The organism is Microcystis sp. M015S2, from assembly GCF_020245945.1.
Lineage (GTDB): Bacteria > Cyanobacteriota > Cyanobacteriia > Cyanobacteriales > Microcystaceae > Microcystis.
In genome coordinates this window covers 15,466-30,073 of the sequence record NZ_JADBTX010000027.1, presented here as the reverse complement: position 1 = coordinate 30,073, position 14,608 = coordinate 15,466, and the positions used below count along the sequence as shown (strand labels likewise).

The 14,608-nt window shown below is 43.2% G+C and carries 17 protein-coding genes; 4 read left to right on the top strand and 13 right to left on the bottom strand.

Going from position 1 to position 14,608, the window contains the following annotated elements:
• Positions 1-46 precede the first annotated feature (46 nt).
• Positions 47-580 carry a retropepsin-like aspartic protease family protein gene (locus IM473_RS06065; RefSeq protein ID WP_287657916.1) on the bottom strand — a complete coding sequence of 178 codons (534 nt, stop codon included), beginning with the start codon at positions 578-580 and terminating at the stop codon, positions 47-49.
• 83 nt (positions 581-663) lie between these two features.
• The gene (locus IM473_RS06060) at positions 664-1,005 is read right to left on the bottom strand and encodes a histidine triad nucleotide-binding protein (protein ID WP_149989075.1); all 342 of its coding nucleotides are present in this window, start codon (positions 1,003-1,005) and stop codon (positions 664-666) included.
• Positions 1,006-1,186: 181 nt separating this feature from the next.
• Here IM473_RS06060 and IM473_RS06055 point away from each other — a divergent pair, with 181 nt between their 5' ends.
• Complete coding sequence (locus tag IM473_RS06055; protein WP_287657914.1) at positions 1,187-2,713, top strand: YifB family Mg chelatase-like AAA ATPase; 1,527 nt, start codon at positions 1,187-1,189, stop codon at positions 2,711-2,713.
• Between the two features lie 244 nt (positions 2,714-2,957).
• Here IM473_RS06055 and IM473_RS06050 read toward each other — a convergent pair whose 3' ends face one another.
• On the bottom strand, positions 2,958-4,262 hold the full coding sequence (locus tag IM473_RS06050) for a hypothetical protein (protein ID WP_287657912.1): 1,305 nt from the start codon (positions 4,260-4,262) through the stop codon (positions 2,958-2,960).
• Between the two features lie 198 nt (positions 4,263-4,460).
• Between IM473_RS06050 and IM473_RS06045 the strand changes: the two genes are divergently transcribed.
• Positions 4,461-4,889 (top strand): Tery_1686 family protein, encoded by a 429-nt coding sequence (locus tag IM473_RS06045; protein WP_002798813.1) that lies wholly within the window; start codon positions 4,461-4,463, stop codon positions 4,887-4,889.
• Positions 4,890-5,018: 129 nt separating this feature from the next.
• Here the strand turns inward: IM473_RS06045 and IM473_RS06040 are convergent, their stop codons facing one another.
• On the bottom strand, positions 5,019-5,603 hold the full coding sequence (locus IM473_RS06040; protein WP_002793040.1) for a pseudouridine synthase: 585 nt from the start codon (positions 5,601-5,603) through the stop codon (positions 5,019-5,021).
• A gap of 192 nt (positions 5,604-5,795) precedes the next feature.
• Positions 5,796-6,584 carry an ABC transporter permease gene (locus IM473_RS06035; protein WP_287657911.1) on the bottom strand — a complete coding sequence of 263 codons (789 nt, stop codon included), beginning with the start codon at positions 6,582-6,584 and terminating at the stop codon, positions 5,796-5,798.
• 425 nt (positions 6,585-7,009) lie between these two features.
• Between IM473_RS06035 and IM473_RS06030 the strand changes: the two genes are divergently transcribed.
• On the top strand, positions 7,010-9,136 hold the full coding sequence (locus IM473_RS06030) for a serine/threonine-protein kinase (RefSeq protein WP_287657937.1): 2,127 nt from the start codon (positions 7,010-7,012) through the stop codon (positions 9,134-9,136).
• Positions 9,137-9,185: 49 nt separating this feature from the next.
• Here IM473_RS06030 and IM473_RS06025 read toward each other — a convergent pair whose 3' ends face one another.
• From IM473_RS06025 to IM473_RS06000, 6 genes are all read right to left on the bottom strand, one after another.
• A complete protein-coding gene (locus IM473_RS06025) occupies positions 9,186-9,584 on the bottom strand; it encodes a helix-turn-helix domain-containing protein (RefSeq protein WP_287657909.1) in 399 nt (132 codons plus the stop codon).
• The gene (locus IM473_RS06020) at positions 9,568-9,867 is read right to left on the bottom strand and encodes a type II toxin-antitoxin system HigB family toxin (protein ID WP_002797368.1); all 300 of its coding nucleotides are present in this window, start codon (positions 9,865-9,867) and stop codon (positions 9,568-9,570) included. The genes IM473_RS06025 and IM473_RS06020 overlap by 17 nt, the downstream gene beginning before the upstream one ends.
• A gap of 67 nt (positions 9,868-9,934) precedes the next feature.
• Positions 9,935-10,366, bottom strand: coding sequence for a type II toxin-antitoxin system VapC family toxin (locus IM473_RS06015; RefSeq protein ID WP_287657908.1), 432 nt, complete (start codon positions 10,364-10,366; stop codon positions 9,935-9,937).
• Position 10,367: 1 nt separating this feature from the next.
• Complete coding sequence (locus tag IM473_RS06010; RefSeq protein WP_149977555.1) at positions 10,368-10,580, bottom strand: hypothetical protein; 213 nt, start codon at positions 10,578-10,580, stop codon at positions 10,368-10,370.
• 118 nt (positions 10,581-10,698) lie between these two features.
• Positions 10,699-11,052 carry a DUF5615 family PIN-like protein gene (locus IM473_RS06005; protein ID WP_002777887.1) on the bottom strand — a complete coding sequence of 118 codons (354 nt, stop codon included), beginning with the start codon at positions 11,050-11,052 and terminating at the stop codon, positions 10,699-10,701.
• On the bottom strand, positions 11,049-11,285 hold the full coding sequence (locus IM473_RS06000) for a DUF433 domain-containing protein (RefSeq protein WP_002758607.1): 237 nt from the start codon (positions 11,283-11,285) through the stop codon (positions 11,049-11,051). Before IM473_RS06000 ends, IM473_RS06005 begins: the two co-directional genes overlap by 4 nt.
• 195 nt (positions 11,286-11,480) lie before the next feature.
• Between IM473_RS06000 and IM473_RS22490 the strand changes: the two genes are divergently transcribed.
• Complete coding sequence (locus IM473_RS22490; RefSeq protein WP_002797375.1) at positions 11,481-11,654, top strand: type II toxin-antitoxin system VapB family antitoxin; 174 nt, start codon at positions 11,481-11,483, stop codon at positions 11,652-11,654.
• A gap of 69 nt (positions 11,655-11,723) precedes the next feature.
• On the opposite strand, the gene dxs is transcribed toward IM473_RS22490, so the two are convergent.
• Complete coding sequence (gene dxs / locus IM473_RS05995; RefSeq protein ID WP_287657907.1) at positions 11,724-13,634, bottom strand: 1-deoxy-D-xylulose-5-phosphate synthase; 1,911 nt, start codon at positions 13,632-13,634, stop codon at positions 11,724-11,726.
• 73 nt (positions 13,635-13,707) lie between these two features.
• Positions 13,708-14,478 (bottom strand): nickel pincer cofactor biosynthesis protein LarB, encoded by a 771-nt coding sequence (gene larB, locus IM473_RS05990; RefSeq protein ID WP_287657906.1) that lies wholly within the window; start codon positions 14,476-14,478, stop codon positions 13,708-13,710.
• Positions 14,479-14,608 lie beyond the last annotated feature (130 nt).

The following is a 14,608-nucleotide window of genomic DNA, read 5'->3' as shown; positions in this document are numbered from 1 at the left end:
ATTAAAGGCAAAATCCATTTTTAATTTAATTATAACCAGCTACTTATCAACGATAACGTAATTCAATCACATCTTTTTTGATCGTGACATCATAGGAACCAAAAAAGGTTTGTCCCAAGAGTCCTAATCCTTCCATTTGGGGAGAAATACCAACAATCTGATTAGATAAAACCACCTCGCCAACTTTAACAGAATTAATGCGACCAAGATACACAGTAACGACACCGCCGGCGGTATGAGCGAGTACTTCCTTTTCCCGTTTGACTTTCATCGCCTTCGCCATGGCATCGGTGAGGACGATACCACTAGCACCTGTATCAAAAAGCATTTCATAATAGTGACGGTGATTAAAAACTACCATCACCGTGGGAATGCCGTTAACCCGGCGTTGAATCGGTAGCTGATAAACTTGCGGGGAATTTTTCCTATTTCTGGATGAACTGCCACAGAGACGGCTAAGATCTATGTGTTGTCCATCTGCTCTTTGGAGAAAGCATTCCGATTGAGCGAGAGTCGTAGGGGTGAAGGGAAATAACAGCAGAGTGCTGGCTAATGCGATCGCAGAAATAGACCTATTCATGGGTTTAACATCGAGAAGACCGACTCGGAAAAGAACGCTTCTAGCCCTATAATTGCCCAAAAATACGGGAAAATAACAGGAGTTTAACCCGGAGGCCAAGCCATTGGGCGATCGCCTAAGAGATGGACATGAAGATGATCGACGGTTTGACCCCCATGTTCCCCATTATTGATCACTACTCGATAACCTTGACTTAATTTAGCTTCGGCGGCCACTTTTTTAACAGTTAGTAACAAATGTCCCAATAAATCTCGATCGCTTTCGCTGGCTTCCTCTAGTTTCGGAATCGGTTTTTTGGGGATAATGAGGATATGGGTGGGTGCTTGGGGATTAACATCTCGAAAAGCGAGAACCAGATCATCTTCATAAACGATCGAGGCTGGAATTTCTTTACGGATAATTTTGCTAAAAATAGTCTCGCTCATAGACAAATTGCTTTTTTTTTCAACTATACCATTAAGCTCTCAGCTTTTCTGGCTAGGTTATCCCGAGAAATAGGCTGATTTTCAGGGTAAATTCCCAGATAAAATCATTTTTATGCGGAAAACTAGCCTAACATCCTGTTTCATTTTCCTAAGAACTCACTTTATTTTTACTTGAGCCAAAATGTTAGCAAGGGTTTGGAGTGCGGCAATTATCGGCATCGATGCCATTAAAATCGGGGTAGAGGTGGATGTATCGGGGGGATTACCCGGAATTGCCGTGGTGGGTTTACCCGATACCGCCGTGCAGGAATCGAAAGAAAGGGTAAAAGCTTCCCTAAAAAATGCCGGATTTGCCTTTCCCATCCGCAAAATTGTCATCAATTTAAGTCCCGCCGATATCCGCAAAGAGGGGCCGATTTATGATTTACCGATTAGTATCGGCATTTTAGGAGCCTCCGAACAGGTAGAAGCCGATTTATTGGGGGATTTTCTCTTTTTAGGCGAATTATCCCTCGATGGTAGTTTGCGTGCCGTGGCGGGGGTTTTACCCATTGCTGCTGCCGCCGAAAAAATGGGGATCAAGGGTTTAGTGGTTCCCGCCGATAATGCCAAAGAAGCAGCCGTGGTCAAAGGCGTACAAGTGTATGGGTTTCGTCATCTATCGGAAGTGGTAAATTTCTTAAATGAACCCGATCGCCATTCACCGATGACTTTTAACGCTGCCGAGGAGTTCGGGCGATCGCGGGTAAATCTCCCCGATCTCAAGGATGTCAAAGGCCAAGCGATTGGCCGGCGGGCCCTGGAAATTGCCGCAGCTGGAGGTCATAACCTAATTTTTGTCGGGCCGCCGGGCAGCGGTAAAACCATGTTAGCGCGACGTTTACCAGGAATTCTGCCCCAGCTTACCTTTGCCGAATCCCTAGAAGTCTCCCAGATTCATTCCGTCGCCGGATTACTGAAGGATCGAGGTTCCCTGGTGCGCGAGCGTCCTTTTCGCAGTCCCCATCACTCCGCTTCCGGAGCGGCACTGGTGGGAGGTGGCACTTATCCCCGACCGGGGGAAATCTCCCTTTCCCACCGTGGTATTTTATTTTTGGACGAATTAACGGAATTTAAGCGCAGTGTCTTGGAATATCTCCGGCAACCCCTAGAGGATGGTTATGTGAGCATTTCTCGCACTCGTCTTTCCGTCGCTTTTCCGGCCCGTTTTACCCTGGTAGCCAGCACCAATCCCTGTCCCTGCGGTTATTACGGCGATTCGGTGCAACCCTGCAGCTGTTCCCCGCGACAACGGGAACAATATTGGGCGAAATTATCGGGGCCGCTTTTAGACCGTATTGACCTACAAGTGACGGTAAATCGCCTGAAACCAGAAGAAATGACCCAAGAGAGTCGGGGAGAAGCTTCTGAGCAAGTGCGGCAACGGGTAGAAAGGGCCAGACAAAAGGCCAGCGATCGCTTTCAAAATACGGGGATTCGCTCTAATGCGGAGATGAATTCCGAGCATTTGCGGCGTTTTTGCGCTCTTGATCATAGCAGTCGCCATATTTTAGAAGGGGCAATCCGAAAATTGGGTTTATCGGCCCGAGCAATGGATCGCATTCTCAAAGTTGCCCGCACCATTGCCGATTTAGGAGATAGTGAAATGCTGAAAAGTTCCCACGTTGCCGAAGCAATTCAGTATCGCACTCTCGATCGTTTAAGTTAGGGTTTGCGGCAAAAAGTTTGTTGCTGGGGTTAGGAGTCGGTCGTCGGTCGTCGGTCGTCGGTCGTCTGGAGATAGGGTTTTAGGGTTTTAGGGTTTTAGGGTGTTGGGGTTTTAGTTGAAATTCCCCCAATACCCCACTACTCCACTTCCCCATTCCCCACTTCATAATTCATAATTCATAATTCCCACACCCTACACCCCACACCCCACACCCTACACCCTACACCCTCTTTCAAGTCAGGAGTCAGGAATCGGGCGATTCTAAGCGTTTTTGCCATTCTCGATCGATTTTATCCGAGCGCTCGATCTCTTGTTCGAGATAGTCTTGATCCGTAGAATAACTAATATCAGCATCCCTAATCACTTTTTGGTCAGCAAATTGACGAGAGTAGGCAAGTTTTTGTTCTAATTCAGGATTATTTTGGGCTAATAGATCTGCTCTTTTCTCTCGCTGTTGATTGCGTTGATTAACCCGCTCATTTCTCCACTGCAAAAAGAAATAACGACCGAGGGGAATCCCCAAAAAAGCAGCGGCATAACTGAGGAGAAAACCGTAGATCCCTGTGACTATCGACCCCAGAGAACCGCTCAAATCAACACTATCACTGTTGAGCAAATATCCTAAAACTAAAGCGAGGATAAAGTTAACCACCCCTAAACCTAAAGCTAAGATAATTTGACCGCTATCTGCTTCGCTAAACTTCCAGCGTTTTTCCCTTAGATAGGGTGACAATGCTTGTACTTTTCTCTCTTTGGTTGTCACCTGTAGATCGGGAAAATAATAGATAATATCGCCTCGATCGGACACTTGCGGCAATCCATTAAAGCGGGTTAAAACTGGGAGTATATAATCTTCTGTCTCCTCCTGACTGGGGGTAATACTATCGAGATAGGGGGCAATTTGTGGAGCGATAATCGAGCCACGATTATTTTGAATTACTTTACCGATAGTTTGCCAGCGTCTCTCCTCTAAATTAAAATTAGGATCGCCATCGCCAAAAAGAAAAGAAAAAACTGACTCGAGAAAATTCATCTTACTAGGGGGTTTTTCTGCCTTAACTTCCCTATCTCTTTTTTCGTAGTAGTTATTACCAAAATCGGGATAAAAAATCCAGAAAAAGTCCGTGGGAAAGAAGTTAATATTAATGTTGTTATTTCCCGAATTGTTATCCGAGTCACTATCTTTAAACATTGAAGCTATCAGGATCGCCAGAATAGCAAACAAGAGGATTAAAATCGAAATAATTAAAACAATGCCAAAGGAAATGCGAATAACATAAAAAACTACTTTCCAGATTTTACTGGCGAAAGCTTTTAACTGCAATTGCCAATATTTATTCAGAAGAATTGACCGAAAATTTTCGGGAAAAAGATAGATAATCTCCCCCGTATCTGCTACCTGTAAATGTCCCCCCGCTTCCGCCGCTAAAGCTAATAATCCCTGTTGTGCGGCGTTAATCTCTAAACCCGATTTTGCCGCCACATCACCCACCGTAACCCGATAGCCTAATTTTTCGATCGATTGTAATAGAGACTCTTGGGGATTCATAGAAAATACTGTTCCTGTCGATTATCCTATTTTCTAGTTTAGTTTTGATTTTGTCTTTTTGGCAGCGGCTATCTTGATTGACAGGTGCGGCATTTTGGACTCGATCGAGAAAATATCGTTATAATTGTTCCAATAGTCGCAAAAAGCAGGGCTAAACTGTATAAATAGTTACTTTATAAGCAATTATCAGAGGTGAGCATGAATGCGTCGGAACAGGCAAAAGGATTAGAATTAACGGCGAAGATCGCCACACTCGTCAACCTGTTTAAACAACAATTCCCCGATGCAAAGGCAGATCTGAAACCTTGGCGCAATGATCCCCACACAAGGGAGTTAACGGACCCCGACTCGATCGATATCGCTTTCCATTTTCCCGGCTGGAGTCCCAGAATTCAAGGGCGCAGTATTCTGGTACAAATTCGTTTTCATCTCGATAGCGAGGATCAGCATCAGCGTTTGATTGGCTTAGAAATGCAGGCTTTTAACCATCAAGGAACCGCTTGGCGACTATCTACGGTGGAAAATTGGCAATTAGTCGGCAATTATCAACCTTCTGCTAAGGTGGCTGATAAGTTAAAATATTTCAGCCGGCAGGTGTTTGAAGTTTTTAAAAATGAGCATCGATAGCTGATACTAAATCCGTTGAGTATAGGCTACATATCAGGGGAGGCAAAAGGCAAGAGGCAAAAGGCAAAAGAGGGAATAAATAATCAGTTTGTAATAGCCAGATTTAGGCTGATTTATCAATAATTTGATCTACAATTTTTCTAAGGCTTTTCTCTCTTTTTCAGTCACTTCTCGCCATTGACCGGGTTGTAATCCTGTTAAGCATAATTTATTGTTTTTGTCAATAGTAATGGCTGTTCTAATTAATCTTAAAGTGGGATAACCAACGGCTGCCGTCATCCGTCTTACCTGACGATTTCTCCCCTCAGTTAAGGTAATTTCTAACCAAGCGGTGGGGACAGATTTTCGATAACGAATCGGTGGCTCTCTGGGGGGTAAATCTGGTTCAAAATCTAGTAAATTAACTATTGCCGGTCGAGTGCGATAATCCTGAATAGGAAGACCTTGACGCAATTTTTCTAAAGCGTTTAGGTCTGGAATTCTTTCGACTTGTACCCAATAGGTGCGCGGATGTGCAAATTGACGATGACCCAAACGATGCTGTAATTGACCGTTATCTGTGAGTAATAATAATCCCTCGCTGTCCCTATCTAAACGACCGACAGAATAGATATTTGGGATGGGAATATAATCTTTTAAAGTCGAGCGACCATTTTCATCAGTAAACTGACATAATACATCGTAGGGTTTATAAAAAAGGATATATTTATTCAAGGGAAAAAGGAGTCAGGAGTCAGGAGTCAGGAGATAGGAGTCAGGAGCTTTTTGCTTTTATCAGTAAACAGTAAACAGTAATCCGTGAAAATAAAGCTCAAAACTTGCCACTTAATACTGTTCACCGAATACTTAAATCTGATAACTGATAACTGATAACTGATTACTGATTACTGATTACTGATCACTGATTCAATCCCGTTGATGGGAGAATTGATAAGCACCGACAATCGAGAGAAGAATAGCGACGATTAATAAAATAGGGATAGCGAACCAAGGAAATTGACTAATATCGTAGGCTGCGGCTCTTAATCCCAGACTAGCATAGGTGAGGGGTAAGGAATAAACAATAATTTTTAATGGCCAGGGTAAGGTTTGGGGATCGAAAAAAGTTGCTCCTAAAAAAGACATCGGCACGATTAAAAAGTTATTATAGAGACCGACACTTTCGAGGGATTTAACTCGCAATCCGACAATTGCCCCTAAACCGGCAAAGACGGCACAATTTAAGATTAAAACTAATAAAAAGAGGGGATTGAGAAAACTGACAAATTTTCCTGTAAATAAGATAGCAACGAGAATCACTGATGCAGAAGTCATTACACCGCGCAAAATTCCCGCGAAAACTTTGCCTAAAAATAATGAGAGGGGATGGACGGGAAGTAATAATAATTCCTCGAAGGTTTTACTAAATAAGCGATCGCCACAGATGGAAAAGGTGGTTCCCCCGAAACTGATCGCCATTGAGGACAGGGCCACCATTCCGGGTAAAATAAATTCTAGATAGGAATCGCCGAGCGAGGGTTTCATCGAGCGATCGAGGGCGCTTCCCAACCCCAACCCGAAACCGATAATATAGATTAGGGGAGAAACTAAACCTGTGGCGGCGATCTGAAGGACTCTCGCGCGTAAATCTAGCCATTCTCCCCAAAATACGGTTAAAGTGTCTGTTAATATCGTCTGAGCTTGAGCTAGTTTCACTGGTATTTTGGTTAATTAGTAAATACACTTTTAATAATAATTAATAATTGTCCCCTTTTTCAAGAGTGAGCTTTTCGCACCAGAAAAATAATCATCGTCTAAGGATAGGCAAGAGGCAACAGTAAAGGGATTGGGGGAGATTCAGCTAATTTAAGGATAGGCAAGAGGCAAAAGGCAAAAGGCAACAGTAAAGGGATTGGGAGAGATTCAGCTAATTTAAGGATAGGCGGTTAAAATCCGTTTTAGCTTACTTAAGTAGGTAGGCGTTAAAAATTATCAGATGCCCCCCTTATTAAGGGGGGATCAAGGGGGGATTAAAGGCAAAATCCATTTTTAATTTAATTATAACCAGCTTACTTATGATAAAATGCTATCAAAGACAGGTAAAGGGAACCTTCAATTATTCACCCGATAAAATAGCCGAGATGAAACCCTGTTACTGCATTAATCCCGATTGTTCTCAACCGGAGCATCCGAGTAATAATAACTCGAATACTCGTTACTGTCAAAGTTGCGGCTCTCAATTGTTGTTAAATGGTCAATATAGAGTAAGTCGGTTATTGAGTGATACGACTGGTTTTGGGGTTGTTTATGAGGTTTTTGAGGGTTTTACAGCCAAAATCCTCAAGGTATTACAAGAAAAATGGAATAATGAACCGAAGGCATTGGAATTATTTAAACGGGAATATGACGTTTTATTGGAGTTGAGTCATCAAAATGTCACCGGTGTTCCTCGCGCAGATGCCTATTTTCAATATGCCACGAGGGAGGGGAAAATATTACACTGTTTAGTTATGGAAAAAGTGGAGGGGATTAATTTAGAACAGTGGCTAAAGCAGTATGATAAGTTAAGTCAAAAACGAGCCTTAAAATGGCTGAGAGAAATTACTTTAATTCTCGATAAAATTCATCAACAGAACTGGCTGCATCGTGATATTAAACCCCCTAATATCATGCTGCGGAATAGTGGCGAGTTGGTGTTAATTGATTTTGGCACAGCAAGGGAAGAAACCCAAACCTATCACCAAAAGGTAAAAGGTCAACAAGTAACAGGTATTACCTCTGCCGGATATACACCCAATGAACAACAACATGGCCAAGCAGTGATTCAATCAGATTTTCATGCTTTAGGACGAACTTTTGTACATTTATTAACCGGAAAACATCCCTTAGAAATTTATGATCCGATTAATGATGTTTTACCTTGGCGAGAAGAAACGGAAAATATTCACCCGTTATTGTTGGATTTTATTGACGAGTTGATGGGAAGATTGCCAAAGAATAGACCGGCTAATACTAGGGTTATTTTACAGCGTTTGGATGAGATTGAAAGGCAATTAAAGTTACCTACTATAACTCCTAATAGACCATCTCCACCACCACCAAATCCGCAGCCTGTTGTAACTCAAAAACAACCGCTGGTTATTCCTAAGATTAATCCTTCTCCGCCGGTTTCACCCGTAGCTGTACCCAAAAAAACACCGGCACAACTGGTTAAAAATAATAATCTGAGAAATGGATTAATAGCGCTCAGTGGCGTTTTGTTATTAGGAATAGGAATAACTCAAGGTTACGGTTATTTTAAAAGTCAAGAAGTAAATCCTCAAATTGCACCAATAAACTCACCCACCAATAAACTCACCACAAGAAAAAAAATTTCAGAACATAGTTTTCTCGATAAAACCCTAACTGGTCATTCTGACTCAGTTCGATCAGTAGTATATAGTCCCGATGGCCGCTATTTAGCTAGTGGGAGTGGTGACAAAACTATCAAAATTTGGGAGGTAGCAACGGGCAAACAATTGCGTACTCTTACTGGTCATTCTGATACGGTTTCGTCACTGGTATATAGTCCCGATGGCCGCTATTTAGCTAGTGGTAGTAATGACAAAACTATCAAAATTTTGGAGGTAGCAACGGGAAAACAATTGCGTACTCTTACTGGTCATTATGGGGAGGTTTACTCAGTGGTATATAGTCCGGATGGCCGCTATTTAGCTAGTGGTAGTTGGGACAAAACTATCAAAGTTTGGGATGTAGTAACGGGAAAACAATTGCGTACTCTTACTGGTCATTCTAGCCCAGTTTTATCAGTGGTATATAGTCCCGATGGCCGCTATTTAGCTAGTGGGAATGGTGACAAAAATATCAAAATTTGGGAGGTAGCAACGGGAAAACAATTGCGTACTCTTACTGGTCATTCTGGTAGTGTTTGGTCAGTGGTATATAGTCCCGATGGCCGCTATTTAGCTAGTGGGAATGGTGACAAAACTACCAAAATTTGGGAGGTGGCAACGGGAAAAGAATTGCGTACCCTTACTGGTCATTCTAAGGTGGTTTGGTCAGTAGTATATAGTCCCGATGGCCGCTATTTAGCCAGTGGGAGTTGGGACAAAACTATCAAAATTTGGGAGGTAGCAACGGGAAAACAATTGCGTACCCTTACTGGTCATTCTAGTCCGGTTTACTCAGTGGTATATAGTCCCGATGGCCGCTATTTAGCTAGTGGGAGTGATGACGAAACTATCAAAATTTGGCGGGTGGGACGGTAAAGAAGTCCGAAGTCAGAAGTCCGAAGTCAGAAGTCCGAAGTTAACGCATCTACATCAACAAACTATAATCTACATGAAAGAAATGTCCTAATAATTTCGCCTGTTCTTGGGTAATTGACCCTTTTCCCTCAATTAAACTCGAGGCAATTTTGTCAGAGCCAAGGATTCTGGCTATGTCTTTCTTATTAACGCCTTGCTGCTCCATCAAAAACACTAACATAGAATGAGGCGTGGTTGATTCTTGTAGATAAAAGCTCTTTTCAAAATTCCCAATTAAAAAAATTAGAAGCTCATAAAGTTCATCTTCTTCGGGAGTTCGATGCTGACGGTGCATTAATTCTTCCACAATAGCCAAAGCTTTTTCATTTTCTTCCTCTGTTTTAATAACTTTAGGTAAATGGCGAGCTAGTAATTCTTTGTATTTTTCTGGATTAAAAGTAAGGGTCATTTTTCCATTGCTCCTTATCGTATTCAGCGTGAGTTAAAACATACTTGATATAAATTAGCCGCTTCTGATAATCGATACTGGTTATGAGACGATAACTATTCCCTTTAATGTTAAAAACAGTAAAGTTACCAACTGCTTCTGCTTTAGGAAATACTGTTTGAACCTCAACTAAATTATACCAAATCGCTTGACTGGCAATTTTATACCAATTCTCTAAAGCTATTCGGGAATCAGCGTGTTTATTCGTAAATTCTCGTAGTCTTCGATAGCTGATGACGTGCATTTATAAAAACAAACATAAATTATCTCTGGGGGTGATTCGCTGCCAAAGTTGTTTTTCTCTGGGTAATTCAGTTGCCTGTAATCGTCCAGTCTTCTGCTCTTAAACCGGCAATTTGCCCAAAATCTGAGAGATTTCGCGTCAGCAGGATAGCCTGATTAACCATTGAGATAGCAGCAATCTTCAAATCCATCGAACCCAAACGAGGGTAAGTTACCCGAAGTTCTTGAAAAACTTGACCTGCCTTTTCATCAAAGCCGACAATGGGAATCGTGCGATAATTAGCGAGGTGCTTTTCTAGCCTTCGATAGGCAACAACTTGGGTTTCAATCGAATTGGTCTTGGCTATGTAACTGAGCCATCCCCGCATTTGTTCTTCGTAGGTGATAATTGTGGTGGCAACTTTGCTGCTCGTAATAGCAGCCAGCTTTTTCAGCAATTGTTGTGCCGGTTGTCCCCCGCGATCGAGAATACTAATATGATCGGTGTCAAGGAGATACATTTCAGGATTCGGATGCTTCCTCGGCTAAAGGTTTTAGAGACTGGCGGTACTCTTGACCAAACTGCATTGCCTCTTCGTAAACCGGATCGTCAGCAAAAGTGCCGACAATTTTTTCCCACCAGGGAGTTTCGCTGACAGTAGGTAGCAAACGCTTAAGCAGTGCTACTTCAGCTTCTAAAGTTGCTAGTCTTATCTCTAGATCAGTGCTTAACATGGTTGACATATCCTCCCATTCTGCTCTTGCTCGAAGGTTAGCTCTAAAACAAAATTTGTTTCAACGCCAGAAGCCATACGATGAACTGATGAAACCATACACAGCACTCCGGGTAAAATTATTGATGAACGATGATTGAGTTGCGACTCATTTCTATTAGGGAATGTTGAGTAAAAAGTGCTTTTATTTGAGGTAAATTATTCTGAAATAATGCTTCTAATTCAACATTCGTAATATTACCCGTAGTCACTAGCAGAAGCTTATAAGGTTCTTGACTAATCAAAAATGAATCGAGAAAATCTGTGTCTTTGGTAATAACAATACGATTTTGTTGAATTGAAAGAGCGTTAATTTCTGCATCTGTCGTGGCATTTTGTTGGGGTAAATCTTTAGTATGAATTGTATCATGACCAGCAGCTTGCAAAAAACGGGCTAAACGAACTGGCAATTGGGCATCGACTAAAAAGTTCATGGTGCAATTTGGTAGATGCTTTTTACCTGAGTTAATCGAGTGGCAAACAATAACGCCGCTAGAATATCCTCCCGTTCCAAATCATCGTAGTCGGCTAAAATATCTTCGATACTCATGCCAGAACTAAGTAATTCTAGGATAAATTCAACAGGATAACGCAATCCTCGAAGGCAAGGTTTACCATGACAGATATTTAAATCGAGGGTGATTCGCTGCCAAAGTTGGTTTTCCATAGGTAATTCAGTTGCTTGTAATCGTCCAATCTTCTCTCCGCCTACTTCTACTATGCACAATTCTGTCTTTAAGTCAAGTTGCTTTAGAAAACTTTAAGCAATTTCTTGACAAAATTTAACCTTTTTTCTCATTTTTGAACCCTCACAAATTAATTATGCAAGAGGTTTAATCTACTATACACAACTAGGGATACTATGAGAACTAACACTGTCATTGATGACCAACTCATGGCTGATGCTCTTAAAGCTACTGGACTCTCCTATTCTTTGTGTGATAAATTTAACTTCTATAGTAGTGATCGATCTTTGTGTCCTTTGTGTCTCTGTGGTTCGTTCCCCTCACTATTTATTGCCGGCAGTCTTCATTGACTATCTAGACCAAAAAAAACCAGTCTTCCCTAATTTTTCGGGAAAACTGGACAAGCTAATCTCTAGATTTTAACCAACCTTAGCGGTTTGTTTTTGGCTAAAAAATGCCGCTAAAACCTGTTGGGCAATCTGGGGACTGGTTAAACCCAAATCAGCGAAGGATTCCTCTGGTGTTGCGTGGTCGACTAATTTATCGGGAACCCCGAAACGCTTGACCGGAACTAGAATATTAGCATCCTGTAAAGCTTCCAAAACCGCAGAACCAAAACCACCCATCAAACAACCTTCTTCTAAAGTCACCACCTTACCAAGACGTTGGGCAAGGGGAAAGATAAGTTCTGTATCAAGGGGCTTGACAAAACGGGCATTAACCACTGTGGCTTCGATACCGTGTTCGCTGAGGATTTCGGCCACCTGTAGGGAAGTGTTAACCATCGTGCCGTATCCCAACAGGAGAATATCATCACCACTGCGGAGAATTTCGCCCTTACCGATGGGTAAAGCCTCCCACCCCTCTTCCATCAGGGGAACCCCTAAACCGTTGCCCCGGGGGTAACGCATAGCAATGGGGCCGCTGGTATGATTAATCCCCGTCACCACCATTCTTTGCAGTTCTGCCTCATCTTTCGGGGCCATAATGGTCATATTGGGGATACAACGCAGATAGGCGATATCGTACATCCCTTGGTGGGTCGGTCCATCGGCCCCGACAATACCGGCCCGGTCCATACAAAAGAAAACCGGTAGATTTTGAATGCAGATATCATGAATAATCTGATCAAAAGCCCGCTGCAGGAAAGTAGAGTAAATAGTGACAACCGGGCGCATTCCTTCGCAAGCAAGACCACCAGCGAGAGTAACGGCGTGTTGTTCGGCAATTCCCACATCGATATACTGTTTCGGTAGTTTTGCCTGAAATTTATCTAATCCCGTCCCGGTGGCCATAGCGGCGGTGATACCGATAATGCGCGGGTCATTTTCCGCCAATTTAGTGAGAGTATGCCCGAAAACTTTGGAATAAGCGGGAGGTTTCGGTTTACTGGAGGGAATCGGTTTACCCGTGGCTAAATTAAAGGGATTTTGGGCATGATAACCCACTTGATCTTTTTCGGCCCATTCGTAGCCTTTGCCTTTAACGGTGGCAACGTGGACGAAAACCGGTCCGTGGACCTTATGGGCCTGTTTAAAAGTGGCGATTAATTCGGGAATATTATGACCATCAATCGGGCCAAAATATTTAAAGCCCAATTCCTCAATCACTGCGCCAACTTTGGGAACTGCTAACCGTTTCATTCCTTCTTTGACTCGTTCCATTTCGGGAGTGAGGGAGTCACCGAAGAAGGGTAGATTTTTCAATTGTTCCTCGAGATTATCGGCGATAAACTGGACGGGTTCGCTAAGACGAACTTTATTGAGATAGCGGGAAATTGCCCCGACGTTCGGGGAAATGGACATCTCGTTATCGTTGAGGATAACCATGATGTTGGTGTTCGGTAAATGTCCAGCATGGTTAATCGCTTCTAGGGCCATACCCCCGGTTAAAGCGCCATCCCCGATGATCGATACCACCTTGAAATCTTCCCCCTTGGCATCCCGGGCTAAAGCCATTCCTAACCCCGCAGAAATGCTCGTAGAGGCGTGTCCAGCCCCAAAATGGTCAAATTTGCTCTCGCAACGTTTTAGATAGCCCGCAACGCCGTTTTTTTGGCGCAGGGTGTGAAAATCGTTATAGCGGCCGGTGAGGAGTTTGTGCGGATAAGCTTGGTGTCCCACGTCCCAAAGGACTTTATCGCGATCGAGATCGAGGGTTTGGTAAAGGGCGATCGTTAGTTCTACGACTCCTAACCCGGGTCCCAAATGTCCACCGGTAGCGGCGATCGTCTGGAGGTGTTTTTCGCGAATCTGACGGGCAATATCTTCTAATTGACGGAGTGATAAACCATGTAACTGGTTGGGATGAGTAATTTCACTTAGGTGCATATCGGCTTCTTTTTCAAAGTAGTTTATCCCTATACCAACTGTATAGGATCTTCAGCCTGAGATGAGGGAAAATCTAGGCTAATCTGGCCGCCGTGCGTAAAATTTGGCCGGCTAACATGGCAGCCCCAAAACCATTATCTATATTAACCACACCGATACCGACCGCGCAGGAATTGAGCATAGTTAACAAAGGAGCAATACCGCCGAAACTGGTTCCGTAACCGATACTGGTGGGAACGGCGATCACCGGACGATCGACTAATCCCGCTACCACACTTGGTAAGGCTCCTTCCATTCCCGCAACAACAATTAACACATCGGCGGCATCCAGTAGATGGCGATGATTCAAGAGGCGATGAATTCCCGCTACTCCCACATCCCAGAGACGCTGCACGGAAAAACCGCATAATTGAGCAGTAACCGCCGCCTCCTCCGCTACGGGAATATCGGCAGTTCCCGCCGTTAGGATGGAAATTATCCCTTTTGGGGTATTTTCTGGAGCGGCTGCGGCAATGGCACAGATGCGGGCTAAGGGATAATAAACTAAGTCTGTTACCTGTTCCTGTAGCTGGGCTGCTATCTCTGCTTCAATCCGGGTGGCCATAACCACGGGACTATTTTGACGCAATACACCGATAATTTGGGCGATTTGAGCCGTAGTTTTACCCGGCCCCCAGATAACCTCCGGAAATCCCGTTCTTAATTGACGATGATGGTCAATTTTAGCGAAGTCTTCCACCGGTTCAAAGGGGAGATGTTTAAGTTTATTTAAGGCTGTCTCCGGGTTAATTTCTCCCCTGGCAACGGCGGTCAGCAGCGATCGCAAATCGGCAGCATGGAACATGATCAGTTATCAGTTATCAGTTATCAGTTATCAGTGGGTAAGTTAACAGTTATCAGATTTGAGTTTTAAGTGAGCAGTATGTGTTAAGTGACCAGTATTAAATAGCAGTTTCTTGCCATCTTTTCACTGT